The following is a 14,574-nucleotide window of genomic DNA, read 5'->3' as shown; positions in this document are numbered from 1 at the left end:
CCAAACCCAAACCCAAACCCAAACCCAAACCCAAACCCAAACCCAAACCCAAACCCATCACTGAGTACTAAGGTAGAGACCTCAGTACCTTCAGCGAATCTGAAGCCCGTTACGTCTGTTAAAAAAGTTGACGAGCACGTATCCAAGCACAACCGTCAGCGACCGGCGGGTCAAGGGACTTTACCTGCAACGGGACAACAGCACACACTGTGGGTTGGTATTGGACTGTTGGGACTGACGGTGGCATTAAGTTGGCTACCACGTCGTCGCAAGTAGTGAACTGCAACTGGCGAAAATACTTATTGGTTTAGGATGTCCGTTGCTGACAATTGGTTATAGGTGCAGCCATTTTTGCCAAGCAATAGTGATAATACTTTTCTAAAAGTGCAGCGAAAAAGGCCTGTCATGACTATGTGACAGGCCTTTTTGCACGAACAATGGAAATTATAATCACTTAAAAGTGACGGAACTATTTTTTTAGTCGACGAATGTAATCTTGTTCGCATTGGTTTAAGTCGATCTCTAAATAATTTGCCAATACAAATAGATTTTTTAATGGGATATTGTGGCCTTGCTCATAGCGTGTAATCATACTTGTACTCAGCCGCACATGGTATTTACTTTCAATATTTTCGGAGAGGCTTGCCATGCTGAGTTTGCGATCAACACGTGCCTGCTTCAATAATTCACTCAGATTAGTCATGAGCTAATTTTACCCAATTTTTTGGGTGAATACGCAACTTTTGCTTGTGTATTTAATATTTTTATTATATACTCCACTTATGGAGCGAAAGGAAGTGAATTATCATCACAGAATCGTTGATTAGCAACAAAGTGCTTGCCTATGTACGAACAAGTGGAATAACCATTAAAGATATTTCAGCTGCAATCCATAAAAGTCCTAATACAATCAGTACTAAGCTTCATGATCCTGATCGGTTTACTGTTGCCGAAGTTAAGTTAATGACGCAAAAGCTCCATATCCCAGTTCGTTTTTTCTATGAATAATTAATTCGAAATAAACAAAATCACCGTCGGAGTAATTTCCGGCGGTGATTTTTAAATTATTTAAGTAAAATCCAGATGAGCCCAACGGCAACCCCAACCTGCAAGATCAGGATGGTGGCACCATAAATGGCAAGCTGTTTACCAGCTTTGATAAAGGCAGCAAGGTTCAAGCGTAATCCAATGGCTGCCAGGGCAATGATTTCACACCAACTGCTGAGAAAATGTGCTGTTCCACTGATAATTGGCAGGAAGTGAATCAGACTGTTTAAGGCACAAAGAACTAAAAAGCCCAAGACATACCATGGTAAGAAACTGCTACTTTTAGGTAGTGCGACATTCGTGTCATTACTAGTTTGTTGTTGACGGTGTAAACGTCCAAAAATAAGCACCACAACGACTAGTAGAATGATTCGCATGATTTTGAACAGTGTGGCAAAGGTTGTTGTTTGGGCATTGATCATCGTTCCACTAGCAACCACTTGGCCGACAGACTGAACGGTGCCCCCAATCAGCGCCCCACGGAGGAAATCACTGTGACCAAACACTGCTGTTCCCAGCAGCGGTAAGCCAAGCATCAGAATCGTCCCCATCAGGTTCACTAAGGTGACTGCTGTGCGTTTGTCCTTATCGTCTGCGTCAATCACGGGTGTAATGGCGGCGATAGCTGAGGAGCCACAGACAGCGTTACCACCGGCCATCAGTAAAGTCATTCCCTCGTTGAAACGCATCTTTTTACCGATCAAAACAACCCCGATAATCGTGATGGCCATCTGTAGCACGATGAAAACAAATCCTTGCCAACGTAACGCACCGATGGTTTGAAAAGTAACAGTGGCGCCTAAGAACATCACGGATAATTCTAACAACCTTTTTTCTGCCCATGCGGTACCACTAGCGAGTTGTGGTTGTTGAAAAACGGTGTTACCAAGAATAATTCCGAGCAGAATGGCAATGGTTGCTGCTCCGAGACCTTTAATAACAAACTGACCAATTAATTGGCTAATAATTGCAATAACAATACTTAGACCTAATCCAGGTCCGACAGCGCGCAATGGTTTCATAACAAACTCCTTAAAATTAAAGTAACCAAATAAGTATAGCGAAAAAATGTGGATTTGTAATGGTTATCTGGCATCCACACAGCCAAACGACCGAAAGTGATACAATTAAGGCATTCTAATATATCACCTGATGACGATTAAGGACGTGTTCAAATGAGCGAAGCTAGACCAAGCCGTGCTGTTTTTTATACATATAATCGAAATTATGAAAACCTACTAATTGTGTCTATTGAATCATTAATCCAGCATTATGAATCTTCAGAGCCACTGAAAATTTGGGTATTTAATGGAGACGGTTTTGCAACAGATGTTGTTAATCTGATTGGTGAATTGCCGAAACGTAATGGGAAACCCCAGATTTCCTGTGCTTTTTGGAGCGCACCAGATTGGACAAATGAAATTAGTCGTAATGTATCTGAACGTTTTCCAGCGATTACATTATGGCGATTAGGGCTGCCGTTTACCTTTAGGGAGTGTGATCAGCTATTATATCTCGATGTGGATACGTTGATCTATGCGGATGTCAATCAGCTATTTGATCTTGTTGATCCGAATGTTCCGCTTGCAGCCGTGCCTGAAATTTATCACTATATGGGCACATCTTGGGGCCAAGGTGTGGAAGCGGATCGTAGTTATGTCAATTCAGGCGTAATGGTTTTCAATGTTCAAAAATACAATGAAGTTTGGTCACTGGCGGACTTTTTGCGTAAAGTAAATGAAAATGACTTTGGACGTTTTCCAGATCAGGATTTAGTTAATAAGCAGTTCCTTGGGCAAATTCAACTCTTGCCACCTGAGTATAATTTGCAACAAAATAATGACTTTTTAACACAAGACCGTGAGCTCCCAGTAACGGAAGCCGATAAAGCATTATTTACCAATGCGGATAAAAACGTTAAGATCAAACACTTTTTGCCACTGATTAAACCAAGTTCACTGTTGACCCCGGTTCGCGATAAATATTTTCGTGATTGGTGGCAGACGGCGCGGTATGCACAGTCGCTGTTTGAAAACGACGATGTTTAATTAGAAACGAAAGAGTTTTGGCTGTGCTCAGTCCTGTCAAGTTGACAGAGCTGAGTGCAGCCAAAACTCTCTTTTTGATTTATGAACTTAAATAGCGAAAACGTGGGCCAAAAGTCAAGTTGCTGTGCAGAGGACGAACAACCAACCGGATTGAAAACTAATCCTTACGGTCGCTCTTGGTCTTGCTCACGACTTCCTGACTTTTGGCCCACTCTTTTTATTTGAAGATTAACGGATTGTTTCAAAATCCTGATTGAGTAACTCACGTAATTGTTGTTCACCGGCTTTACCCAAAATTGTCTGGTAATGTTCATTTAAATCAGACCACATGGTCATTAAGCGCGGTTGTAACGCCTTGCCATCGTCGGTTAGCGTGACCGTTACATTGCGGCCGTTAACTGTCCGCGTGATGTAGCCGGCATGTTCCAGCTTATCTAAGAAGCGGGTTACCGTTGATCGATCCAGCGAAAGTTCATCGGCAATGGCTGACGGGTTGATATCGGTATCGGAGTCGAGGTACATGAGCATGAAAGCAGCCGTTGACGATAGTCCGAGCTGATTGAATTGTTGATCGCTGATTTTAGCGATAATGCGATTGATACGACCACTCGAAAAGTAGAGGCATTCGGCAAAGTTGATTTCAGACATGTAAAGCTCCTTTTTATTCTGCTTGAATGGCAGTTAATCCACCATCAATGACGAGTTCTTGACCGTTAATATAACTTGCTGCTGGTGATGCTAAGAATTGAACAGTGCTAGCAATTTCATCTGCGGTACCGAAGCGACCTTCGGGTACACGAGCAACCATTGATTGGTAACGTTTTGGATCAATATTCTTTTGATTGAATTGTTCAGTATTGGTGTAGCCAGGGCTGACTGCATTGACCCGAATTCCATGAGGCGCCAATTCTAGTGCCAGTGATTTGGTAAGGTAGGCAATGGCCGACTTCGTTGATGAATATAAGGTTGAAGTCGCAAGCCCACGGTGATATGTCCAGGAAACATTTAAAATCACGGATGCATGATCAACTAACAAGGGTAGTGCTCTTTTAATTGTAAAGAACACGCCCTTATAGTTCAAGTCAACGGACCGATCAAAGTCAGTTTCGGTTAGTTCGGCGAATGGCTTGAAGATTCCGAACCCAGCGTTTACAAACAAGGTGTCAATGTGACCAGCCTGTCCTTTGATGTCGTTCATGACAGCATCGATTTCAGTAACTTTTGACAAGTCAGCAACCAGGGCAGTTAACTCTGGATGATCAAGCGCAACTTGGTGTGTCTTTTCCGGATTCCGTCCGATAACAAAGACCTGGTTGGTAGTTACTTTGGCAAAAGCAAGTGCAGTTGCTAAACCAATTCCTGATGTGCCACCGGTAATTACAATAACATTATTCATAAAAGAGTTCCTCATTTCTATTGATTGTACATACAACTATAAAAGCTAATAATCGATTTGTCAACATTTTTAAAATAAAGTGCAAACGTGTATATTAAATGACAACTGAATTAGGCGAGGAAGATAAATGAAATTATATAGTGAGTTTTGGCGTCATATGTTTGTGTGGCGGGATGTAGAAGATCGCAAAGTGTACTGGATTACGTTTGCAATCAACGCATTGATTGCAGGAATTATCTATGGCTTTTTGAACGTACACGTGTTTGAAATTGAAGATCATATTGAAAATCCTCAACAATTTTTGCGTTTTATCATCGCATGTTTGTTTGCGGTAGCAGAATTTTCAAGTACTGCGCGTCGTTTACATGATTCAAATCGAAGCAATTGGTGGATCTTTATCAGCATCATTCCGATCATTGGACCGATTTGGTTCTTCTTTCTATTGATTGCACCAGGAAAAGAAGCGAGCCGGTGGCGGACGAAATAAAAGTCGGAAAGTATTAACGACTGTACTGGTTGTTTTTCAGTCTGGTAGGCGGCTCATAATCTGCACAGTTACTTAGCTTGCTGTTACATTTTCACTAGTTAATTTTAAAGAACCCAAAAAACGCTCGCGACAATTAATAGTTGTCGCGGGCGTTTTCACGTGTGAGAAATTTAAATTATTGTGCCATCAAGAGGGACATAACAAAGACAAAGATGGCGGAGAGGAACTGAATGAAATCGAAGAAGAAATGTGTCATGATGTTCTGCCAAATGTTTTTACTGAAGTAGTAAATGGCTGCGAAGAAGACACCGGTGAACATGTATGGGACTGTTTGGAGTAAGTCACCATTGAAGTTAAACCAGTGGACTAAGCCAAATGCGATGGCAGAGACCACAAACATCACACCTGTTAACCAGCCGCGACCACGCCATTGATAGAATAAAACGTGACGGAAGATGATTTCTTCCGTGAAGGGGGCAAACAGTGATGTCAAACTGGCGATGATACCAATGGCTGCTGGGTTGGCACTGAGCAGTACCGGCATGGCAGCGGCTGATGCAGATGGCTTGATGATCAAGCGAGTTGCTGCTAATAGCGCATACAAGGCGAAGACGCCGACAATTGCAAGCAGTAGGTTGCGCCAGATGTGTGCGCGGAACTTTGGCCAGTCAGCCTTTAAGACATCGCCATATAAGTAGAGTGCTAACAACAAACCTGCACCGAAGATAATGACATTAACAATAATGGATGCTAATTGATTGTGAATTAAATCGGCGGCGATGGTTCCTAGCCCCAACTCAGCCAGCGGAATCAGAATTGCAACGATTGTTTTGAATGGATTAATGGGTTGTGCTTTCATAAGCGAACAGCCTTCCTTAACTATAAGATAGCTTTACTTTAGCATGTTTACACACGGGATGGGTGAATTTTTATCTGTAATAATAAGAACCCGATGAGAAAAATGATTGCGCTGAACGAAAATTCATGGTAACTTACAAATCAAGAACTCACGTTGAAAGGAGCATGTTCATGATGATTGCAAAACTAAACCAACATAATGTGCTCGCTTCTACAACTACCACCACCTCATCCACAATTATGTGGTTGGGGCTTTTGCGGTAGGGTTCAACATACCGACATTAGCGGCCAACCACGGTGCTTCCTAGGCGAAGCATAAGTGGTTGGCCATTTTTTGTTACTAACAAGGGGATTTGCTTATGGCAGAAGAAAAGCAAGGCGACTTAAAACGATCGTTAACTTCGAATCAAATGCAGATGATTGCACTTGGCGGCACCATTGGGGTAGGGCTGTTCATGGGCTCTACCTCCACCATCAAGTGGACCGGTCCTTCTGTAATCTTAGCTTACGCATTGGTCGGTGTTTTGCTCTATATGATTATGCGAGCACTGGGTGAAATGATCTATGTTAACCCGACGACAGGTTCGTTTGCCGATTATGCGACTAACTATATTCATCCACTAGCTGGTTATCTGACCAAATGGAGTAATGTCTTTCAGTATATCGTTGTGGGTATTAGCGAAGTGATTGCAGTTGGACAATACTTGCATTATTGGTGGCCAGGACTACCTGATTGGATGGCGGGTGTCGTTGTCATCGTGATGTTGACATTGGCAAACCTAGCTTCTGCACGGGCATATGGAACGTTGGAATTTTACTTTGCGATGATCAAAGTGGTTACAATCGTCATCATGATTATTCTGGGTGTGCTGGTGATCTTCGTCGGACTAGGAAATCACGGACATCCACTTGGGCTCCAAAATTTATGGATTCACGGTGGTTTCTTCACTGGGGGCGTGAAGGGTTTTATCTTCGCGATGTCGGTGATTATCGGTTCGTATCAAGGAATTGAAATTTTGGGAATTACAGCTGGTGAAGCTGCTAATCCACGGCAAGCCATTGTGTCATCTGTTAAATCGATCGTTTGGCGAATCTTAATCTTCTATATTGGTGCTATTTTTGTCATCGTAACAATCTACCCATGGAATCAATTGGCAGCCATTGGATCACCATTCGTTGAAACGTTTTCGAAGGTAGGTATCTCTGGCGCTGCTGGAATTATTAACTTTGTGGTCCTAACAGCTGCGATGTCCGGCGCTAATTCAGGCATTTACAGCTCAAGTCGGATGTTATTCAAATTATCACGTGATGGTGAAACAACACCTGTCTTTGGTGAATTATCACGACATCAAGTACCGATGCGCGCAACTTTAGCAATCTCTGGCGGAATTCTGATTGGGCTGCTGCTAAACACGGTGTTTGCGCAGGTCAGTCATGCATCATCGAACATCTTTGTCCTGGTTTACAGTTCCAGTGTGCTTCCCGGAATGGTGCCTTGGTTTGTTATCTTACTGTCAGAGTTGCGGTTTCGACATGCCAATCCTGAATTGATGACGGAACATCCGTTTAAAATGCCGTTTTATCCTTATTCAAATTACATTACGATTTTTGCGCTGATTTTAGTTGTGATCTTCATGTTCGTTAATCCTGACACACGAATTTCCGTGTCGATTGGATTTTTAGTCTTAGGTGTTTTAAGTCTGGTTTACTTCTTGCGGGTGGCCAAACGACGGTCTTAGACGCGGTTTACAAATTGGCACCGAAACTGCTGGCATGGACTGGTTTAGTCACGTATGATGAAGGTATAAATTTCGTTATAATGTGGAGGAAATCAACATGCGTTCAGAACGGCCACGACAAAATTGGTTATTGGTAACTGCGACGATTATTGGTGTTTTAATTTTAGTGATGCTGGCGTTTTTAATTGGAAAAGTCATGACTGGAAATCAATCATCGGCGGCATCGTCAGCACCAAGAACCAGTTCCAGTCAATCGGTTTCTAGTAGTCAAAGCACTTCCTCAAGTGCTGCGACAACAACTAGTTCAGCGAGCCAAGCACCTGAACGCGGGCAGAAATCTGGCAGTGAAACAGTTGGTGGACCGTATTCAGTTTCAACCGAGGAATTGAATGCGTTAAGTGCCTTTCACGTTAGCGGGATGATGAATATGCCAGGGTCGATTACACTTGATTTAAATGATCAGTCTGGGGCCGGAACGGCTGATTTTCGCGGCCCTGATTATCTAAGTGGGTCGATGAATGTCACGTATTATTCAATTCCAACGACGTCGATTCGAATCTTTGGTGCGAAAAATCATAGTATTCGTACAGTTAAGGTGAATAGTGAAATTCGCTTTGATGACGATAATCCTAGTAATGAGTTAACGACCAGCGGTTCGATGTATGCTTTTAAAAACCGTGATGGCGGGATTTCATTAGCAATACCTAACTATGCTGGAAACGTCGATGATTCTGAACGTGATGTTTTACAGGAAGTTTTGCAATAATAGTGAAGCGTTTTCGTTGTTCTTATTATTTAATTTATGTCAAACTGACGGTGATCGTTAATTGCGAAGGGAGCATAACTTATGTCAACAGAACAAACATTGATTTTAGTTAAACCGGATGGTGTTGCTGCAGGTCATATTGGGGATGTAATCTCACGTCTGGAAGGCAAGGGGTACGTCATCGCTGGCTTAAAGGTCGTCGCTAAGGCAACGGATGCACAGCTTCGTCAGCATTATGCTGATAAAGTAACCAAAGCCTATTTTCCAGAGCTTGTCGACTATATGCAATCAGGACCGTTAGTTGCGATCATTGCAGAAGGCGTTAATGTGGTTGCGGCGTTCCGCCAAATCGCCGGCGTCACCAATCCTGATGAAGCTGCGCCTGGCTCAATTCGCGGTGATTACGGAAGATCATGGGCAGATGGTGCCATTCGAAACGTGGTGCACAGTTCCGACAGTCCAGAAGCAGCCAAGCATGAAATGCAGATCTGGTTCCCTGAATTAAATTTAAATTCGTAAATCAAAATTGAGTTTGGGACAAGATAACTGATGTCCTAAACTCGTTTTTTTATCTGTGCGGCTTTCGTTCGGGCTAGTATCGCCTAAGCAAACTTGCCGCTACGGTAACTACAGCAGTGGCCGTTCACGTCATATACTCCATAAACTGAAACGACGACTATTTAAGTTTAGTGTACTCTTTTAATTTGGTACTAACGGGTTTGTGACGATCGCAAAGCGAGCGTCACTCTCCCAAATCCAGGGTAACGGCGATGGCAATCAGGTGGCGTCCCGGGAGTGAGGGCTGCACAAGAATTGTGCGAAGTCCGAACGGTGAGGGGCTCCACCTGGTTGCCGGCGAACGCAGTGAGTTCGCTGTTACCCTGGATTTGGGAGACACTGAAGTGAATGTTATTCGACATCAACATGAAAAACATTGTTCGTTTCAAATAATCGACGCTGCAATGTTTGTAATAACAGAACCATCCAGCTAAATGCGATGGTGAAGCCAATCATTTCATAGGCAGTGAGTGACAGGTAACCAATTGGTTGAAACAAAATCGACGTGACGACCAGCAGCCCGCCAATGCTGTATGAAAGTAATAGAAATTCGCGGGTCAGATGTGGCAGTAAGTAATGAATGGCGAGGATGATGATGATCAATAAGTAAACCATCCAGCGTGCTGACAAATCATGAAGTAGATGCATCCAGCCGCGACCGTTGTTGGCAAATAGACCAACGCCACCAAGACATAATGCAGTTAGCGTCAGTAAGATTCGCAAAACTAGTAGACGCCAACTGTGACCAAACTTTTTTTCCAGGCTGGAGAAGATGAAGTCGACCAAGGCAACAGTCAGCAAGGCAGACACCATCAAGGTTACGTTGAACGTCCAGCCATTAGCTGCTTTGGCAGTTCCTAGAAAGCTCAGATTATGTTCCCACCAGCGCTTATTACTATTTGTGATCATGGAGGAAAGTGCACCGCCAACGATTACAGAGACGAGCAAAGAGTAGATCATATCCGCTGACAATGCGCTGACGGCCAAAATCATCAGGTAGTTAATGAGACTAACGAAGATGAAAAACAAGAAGGTCGAGGTAAACTGATCAAACGTAATGCCTTTGAACAATAGGCCTGCAAACCAGAAGAAGCCAAGCACACAGATGGATAGGATGATGATGAATGATAGTAAAATCGTTGGGAAACTGCGCCAGTATAAACTGCCAGGCAACCATTGCTGAATTTCATGACGCTGCTTCAAATAAAAGGTAATAAACGACAGCACCCCACTGATAATACCGAGGATGATTACGAAACTAGCAATGGAATTATCACCTGACAACGGAATTTGCGTCTGGTGCTTGTTAAAAAAGTTCCAAAAGAAAAGAATACTAGTTATTAATGACGGAATTAAAAACCAGCGAATGGGTAATGTTTGTTCTTCACGAACGGCTTTGTTAGGCGTGATAATGACAGCATCATCTGCCTTGGTTGATAATGTTAACTGCACCCGGTCACCTTTATGAACATTCAATCGTTTAGCGACTTCAGGTGGTAAGGTAATGTGTTTGTTTGCATCAGGGGTCATAAAATTGCGTCCTTAATTGAAATGTTAGTATCAGTCTATTTTACAGGTTTTTGTGGGATTGCACAGCCGTTGCCTGGTCGGGCCTTAAAACGATTGATTAATATTTGATGAGAGTTTAAACTAAATCTAATCAACAAAGCGCATTTGCCGCATAAAGAAACTATTAGTGATCATTTCTGGAAGTTGAAATGGTTACTTTTTTTAATCAAGAGGGATGGTAAAAAATATGACTGCGTATTTCAATGTTACCAGTGAACAGTTTTGGCAAGCTTACTGTCAGTTTGCACAACTATCGACAGATATTAAGCCGGATGTGTTTGCCTTTGGAGACAGCGGTGAAATGGCAGACGAACTGGCTGCCTTAGTCATTAGTGGAACGAAGACAGCGACGACTGCTGCAGCGGATGTAGAACCTGATGCAATGGTCGGCGAATATAGCGTGATCTTAGACGGACACGATCATCCGGTGGCAGTAATCCAAACGGTGGTATATGAAGAAATGCCGTTTAACCAGGTGTCAGCGGAGCATGCCTATCATGAAGGTGAAAATGATCGGTCGCTGGCAAGCTGGCGTCAGGAACATGAAACTTTTTGGCGACGTGAGCTTGCAGCAGAAGGTGGTCAATTTAGCGAAGATATGCAAGTTGCGTGTGAAGTGTTTGTGTTGAAAGCGACGCAAGCGACAGTAGAACCATATTTAAAGGAGCTGTTTAAATGACCGTTTTCTTTCAAACGAAACATCTACAATTAACGGAACATGGTAGTCGTGATACCGATGAATTGGCGGCCGCGCAATGGAATTCGGCCACGATGCAGCGATTGGCTGATGGTGAAATCAAACCTTGGCAACCAGCGACTTACGAGTTCCTGGTCGGTGGGTCAAGGCAGGGGGATCGCGAAATCTACATCGTTCACAACCAAGCTGGTCTTGCCATTGGTTGGGCTGGATTAACGATGATTCAGCTGAAGAATCGTGGCGCGGTCATCGTTATAACGGTGGTAGAACTTCCGAACCGTGCACAAATACTAACCGAATTGATGGATTTATTGATAGACAGCGCATTTACTGGACGAAATTTACAGCGGCTTCAAATAGCGGTAGCAGCAGATGACGAGGCATTATTAGACGCAGTGAAACATGCCCATTTTATACTTGAGGGCTGCAATCGGGCCGGCTTATTTCATGCGGGCAAACGAGTCGATTGCTATGAATACGGTCTGTTAAAGGATGAATGGCAGGCCAATCTAAGCGAGGAAACACGATGAAGGATGTTTTAAGAGGAAATAAAGTCTATCTCAGTCACCAACGTGCTGGCGATGCTGAGTATATTGCTCGTTACCAGTGGGCAGATGGCTCCGCCCGCAACAGTGAATGGGATGTGTCGCACATTCGCGAGCCGGAATTTTTTCGGAAGATGTTAAGTGGCAGTAACTATGACGCGTTTATTTTTGTGATCCGGAGATTGAGTGATGATGCACCATTGGGATGGATTGAATTGCAAGATGTGTCAGCGCAACATCAAACAGCTGAATTAGGAATTACGATTTCTGATCCACAAATGCGTGGTCAAGGCTTCGGTGTTGATGCGATTAACTGCCTGCTGGCGTTTGCGTTCTTTGAAATGAACCTATTTAAGGTGCGCCTTGAATTTAATGCGAATAATCCTGCTGCAGCTAAGGCGTACACGAAGGTTGGTTTTAAAACGGAAACCATTGAGCGGCAGGCGTTATATCTTGATGGACGCTGGTTTGATCGCCAAATTGCGGCGATTTTTAGTGCGGATTGGCAGGCTACACATCAAGATTGGCCTGAGTTTTCTGAGGTGTCACGATGAATTCACAACTAGATGCGCGGACTGCTGTGAAAGAAACGTTGCCGACCGTGTTTGGCTATATTGGTATTGGGTTAGCGTTTGGTGTTGTCAGCCAGTCGGTTGGCTTAGACGTTATTTTGGTCATGCTGATGTCTGCAATCACTTATGCTGGGTCGGCCCAGTTCATTATGGTGAGCATGTTGGCAACGCATAGTCCGGTGATTTCCATTATGGTGGCCGCCTTTTTGGTAAACGCACGCATGATGCTAATGAGTGCGACGGTGGCTGGCTACTTTAGGCACGACAGTATGTGGCATAATATTTTAGTTGGCACTTTGTTGACTGATGAAAGTTTTGCGCTGGGGATGAACAAATTAAATGCAACTGATCGCAAATTGAACTTTCACTGGTTCAACACAGTGAATCTCATTGCTTATGGCACATGGATCGCAGCCTCCGGCGTGGGCGCGCTGCTTGGTAAGCTTGTCGCGCACCCGGAGAAGCTAGGTCTGGACTTTGCATTAGTGGCAATGTTTATTGGCTTGCTGTATTTACAGGTGATCGCGGATAAGACGTTATCGGTCAATTTGCAAGTTGTCGTGATTGCTGTCGAAGCGATACTGATCTATGTAGGTTTGATCTTCATTCCCAGTAACGCACTGTTATTGGTCGGAACGGTACTTGGCTGTGTGATTGGGGTGGTGATCAAGCATGCTCGAAACTAGTTATGTCCTATTGACCATCGTAGGCTGTGCAGTGGTAACCTGGCTTTCACGCGTGCTGCCATTTGCGTTGCTCAAGCGACACCAGTTACCACCATTAATGGTCGAACTGTTAAGCTTCGTGCCGATTACGATTATGACGGCTTTATGGATCAACAGTTTATTTAGCCAACATGTCGGTCATTTACCAACACCAAACGTGGCGAATATTCTAGCTTCAGTGCCAACTGTAATCGTTGCATTTTTAACGAAACAGCTACTGTGGATCGTGATTGCAGGGATGATTTCATTAGCCGTTATCCGCGCATTTATAGGCTAATCGCAAATTTGGATTGTGTGTGAACATTATGCTAGGTTTATGGTAATAATCATGCTATACTTCTGAGAATGTAAATTACTGACAAAGCGGAGGTGCTCTTATGGAAACCTTGTTAGCAATTGGATTAATGATCTTGACGGCCGGTGGCTTGGTCTGGAGCGACGTTAAAATTGCGCGGACAGCTATGGCCGAGATTGCCGAAGCAAAGGCAATTGACGAAAATTAATGAATTGTATTAATTGAATTTTATTTAAATGCGTTACGAAATGTTTTTAAATCGATTTAATGTAACAAGCTTAGCAAAGGCATCCAGGATTTTTTAATCCTGGGTGCCTTTTTGTGTTTGGACAAAAATGTCGAGTAGGTCACATTTTTCATTGTTAAAGAGCAGTAGTATTGGCACAAGTCATTGGTGAAGGGGACCTAGTAGAAAATGAACTTTTACATTTTAAACAATGATCAAGCAACGATTGATACGCTACAAGACGTTATTGAGGCGGATTTTGATAACGTTTTGATTGGGGTGACGAATGATCCTGTTAAGGCATATGATGACATGCTTCAGTTACGCGTCGATATCATGCTTGTTTCATACGAGCTCAGCGGCACCACTGGTATTTCATTAATTGAGAGTCTAGAAAAAGTACATAGTAATCCACGTTTTATCATGACCGCAGATAAGCTCACACCGGCAATCAAGTCAGCTGCTTACCAGGCTGGTTGTGACTTTATTCTTGTGCAGCCGCCCAATCTTCAAGAAGCGAAGCACATGATCCGCTTCATTGCGACTCAGGTAAAATTGATTAGTCGACTGCGAACAATTTATGATTTGTCAGCAACGTCGACTTCACCCTATCAGTTACCGCAGGCGGATCAACGACAGCAATTCGATCAAATCAATCGCACACTTCGTTTTTTAGGAATCTCTGCGGAAAATGGCAGTAAGGATATTCGCCGAATTATTCGGTTGATGGTTGATCAAAATATTGATTTTAACGAAGTCGATTTTGAACGTGACTTGAATTTGACCGAGCATCAGAAGAAAGTCGTCTACCAAAGAATTCGTCGTGCGATCAAAGTCGGTATCATCAATTTGGCTGCCATGTGCATTGATTATCCTGAAAACGACGTCCTACTTGAGTACGCTAACAACTTGTTTGAGTATCAAAACGTGCATATTGAAATTCAACGTTTGAAAAATGCAGGTGGTGCGCAGAGCAAAGTGTCGATCCAGCACTTTTTCGATGGTCTGTTGCAGGGGGCTCGAGCGGACTAGGCTTTGTCCTCCAC

General features: G+C 43.4%; 19 protein-coding genes. 13 read left to right on the top strand and 6 right to left on the bottom strand.

From position 1 onward, the window contains the following. On the top strand, positions 1 to 276 hold a 276-nt coding region (locus tag IV55_RS05785; protein WP_162260734.1), incomplete at its 5' end, for an LPXTG cell wall anchor domain-containing protein. A 193-nt stretch (positions 277 to 469) separates the two neighbouring features. Here the strand turns inward: IV55_RS05785 and IV55_RS10330 are convergent. Both IV55_RS10330 and IV55_RS05775 read right to left on the bottom strand, forming a co-directional pair. Beyond that, positions 470 to 703 (bottom strand): helix-turn-helix domain-containing protein, encoded by a 234-nt coding sequence (locus IV55_RS10330; protein WP_146993642.1) that lies wholly within the window; start codon positions 701 to 703, stop codon positions 470 to 472. Positions 704 to 1,064: 361 nt separating this feature from the next. Beyond that, positions 1,065 to 2,069, bottom strand: coding sequence for a YeiH family protein (locus tag IV55_RS05775; RefSeq protein WP_057810257.1), 1,005 nt, complete (start codon positions 2,067 to 2,069; stop codon positions 1,065 to 1,067). A gap of 153 nt (positions 2,070 to 2,222) precedes the next feature. On the opposite strand from IV55_RS05775, the gene IV55_RS05770 reads away from it, so the two are divergent. Further along, complete coding sequence (locus IV55_RS05770) at positions 2,223 to 3,095, top strand: glycosyltransferase (protein ID WP_057810255.1); 873 nt, start codon at positions 2,223 to 2,225, stop codon at positions 3,093 to 3,095. A 228-nt stretch (positions 3,096 to 3,323) separates the two neighbouring features. Here the strand turns inward: IV55_RS05770 and IV55_RS05765 are convergent, their stop codons facing one another. Both IV55_RS05765 and IV55_RS05760 read right to left on the bottom strand, forming a co-directional pair. Next, positions 3,324 to 3,743, bottom strand: coding sequence for a MarR family winged helix-turn-helix transcriptional regulator (locus tag IV55_RS05765; RefSeq protein WP_057810253.1), 420 nt, complete (start codon positions 3,741 to 3,743; stop codon positions 3,324 to 3,326). 13 nt (positions 3,744 to 3,756) lie between these two features. Beyond that, positions 3,757 to 4,491, bottom strand: a complete 735-nt coding sequence (locus IV55_RS05760; protein WP_057810251.1) for an SDR family NAD(P)-dependent oxidoreductase — start codon at positions 4,489 to 4,491, stop codon at positions 3,757 to 3,759. A 127-nt stretch (positions 4,492 to 4,618) separates the two neighbouring features. Here IV55_RS05760 and IV55_RS05755 point away from each other — a divergent pair, with 127 nt between their 5' ends. Next, positions 4,619 to 4,978 (top strand): DUF805 domain-containing protein, encoded by a 360-nt coding sequence (locus IV55_RS05755; RefSeq protein WP_057810249.1) that lies wholly within the window; start codon positions 4,619 to 4,621, stop codon positions 4,976 to 4,978. Positions 4,979 to 5,153: 175 nt separating this feature from the next. Here the strand turns inward: IV55_RS05755 and IV55_RS05750 are convergent, their stop codons facing one another. Further along, positions 5,154 to 5,837, bottom strand: a complete 684-nt coding sequence (locus IV55_RS05750) for a CPBP family intramembrane glutamic endopeptidase (RefSeq protein ID WP_057810247.1) — start codon at positions 5,835 to 5,837, stop codon at positions 5,154 to 5,156. 358 nt (positions 5,838 to 6,195) lie between these two features. Between IV55_RS05750 and IV55_RS05745 the strand changes: the two genes are divergently transcribed. From IV55_RS05745 to ndk, 3 genes are all read left to right on the top strand, one after another. Beyond that, positions 6,196 to 7,575, top strand: coding sequence for an amino acid permease (locus IV55_RS05745; RefSeq protein WP_057810245.1), 1,380 nt, complete (start codon positions 6,196 to 6,198; stop codon positions 7,573 to 7,575). A 97-nt stretch (positions 7,576 to 7,672) separates the two neighbouring features. Further along, positions 7,673 to 8,341, top strand: coding sequence for a hypothetical protein (locus tag IV55_RS05740; protein ID WP_057810243.1), 669 nt, complete (start codon positions 7,673 to 7,675; stop codon positions 8,339 to 8,341). Positions 8,342 to 8,422: 81 nt separating this feature from the next. Next, on the top strand, positions 8,423 to 8,860 hold the full coding sequence (ndk, locus tag IV55_RS05735; protein WP_057810241.1) for a nucleoside-diphosphate kinase: 438 nt from the start codon (positions 8,423 to 8,425) through the stop codon (positions 8,858 to 8,860). A 390-nt stretch (positions 8,861 to 9,250) separates the two neighbouring features. Here ndk and IV55_RS05730 read toward each other — a convergent pair whose 3' ends face one another. After that, positions 9,251 to 10,429 carry an AbrB/MazE/SpoVT family DNA-binding domain-containing protein gene (locus IV55_RS05730; protein WP_057810239.1) on the bottom strand — a complete coding sequence of 393 codons (1,179 nt, stop codon included), beginning with the start codon at positions 10,427 to 10,429 and terminating at the stop codon, positions 9,251 to 9,253. Positions 10,430 to 10,655: 226 nt separating this feature from the next. On the opposite strand from IV55_RS05730, the gene IV55_RS05725 reads away from it, so the two are divergent. From IV55_RS05725 to IV55_RS05700, 7 genes are all read left to right on the top strand, one after another. Further along, a complete protein-coding gene (locus IV55_RS05725) occupies positions 10,656 to 11,147 on the top strand; it encodes an ASCH domain-containing protein (protein ID WP_057810237.1) in 492 nt (163 codons plus the stop codon). Then, positions 11,144 to 11,695 (top strand): GNAT family N-acetyltransferase, encoded by a 552-nt coding sequence (locus tag IV55_RS05720; RefSeq protein ID WP_057810235.1) that lies wholly within the window; start codon positions 11,144 to 11,146, stop codon positions 11,693 to 11,695. Before IV55_RS05725 ends, IV55_RS05720 begins: the two co-directional genes overlap by 4 nt. Next, positions 11,692 to 12,264, top strand: coding sequence for a GNAT family N-acetyltransferase (locus tag IV55_RS05715; RefSeq protein ID WP_057810233.1), 573 nt, complete (start codon positions 11,692 to 11,694; stop codon positions 12,262 to 12,264). The genes IV55_RS05720 and IV55_RS05715 overlap by 4 nt, the downstream gene beginning before the upstream one ends. Beyond that, entirely contained in the window at positions 12,261 to 12,968 is a 708-nt protein-coding gene (locus tag IV55_RS05710) for an AzlC family ABC transporter permease (protein WP_057810231.1), read from the top strand. Before IV55_RS05715 ends, IV55_RS05710 begins: the two co-directional genes overlap by 4 nt. After that, complete coding sequence (locus IV55_RS05705; RefSeq protein WP_057810229.1) at positions 12,955 to 13,284, top strand: AzlD domain-containing protein; 330 nt, start codon at positions 12,955 to 12,957, stop codon at positions 13,282 to 13,284. The genes IV55_RS05710 and IV55_RS05705 overlap by 14 nt, the downstream gene beginning before the upstream one ends. A 100-nt stretch (positions 13,285 to 13,384) precedes the next feature. Then, the gene (locus IV55_RS10630) at positions 13,385 to 13,510 is read left to right on the top strand and encodes a hypothetical protein (protein ID WP_263862175.1); all 126 of its coding nucleotides are present in this window, start codon (positions 13,385 to 13,387) and stop codon (positions 13,508 to 13,510) included. A gap of 207 nt (positions 13,511 to 13,717) precedes the next feature. Then, positions 13,718 to 14,560: a DNA-binding domain-containing protein gene (locus IV55_RS05700; RefSeq protein ID WP_057810227.1), complete on the top strand. Its 843-nt coding sequence runs from the start codon at positions 13,718 to 13,720 to the stop codon at positions 14,558 to 14,560. Positions 14,561 to 14,574: the final 14 nt, after the last annotated feature.

Origin of the sequence: Furfurilactobacillus siliginis, from assembly GCF_001437435.1 — a bacterium.
GTDB lineage: Bacteria > Bacillota > Bacilli > Lactobacillales > Lactobacillaceae > Furfurilactobacillus > Furfurilactobacillus siliginis.
This window is presented reverse-complemented; position numbering and strand designations above follow the sequence as displayed.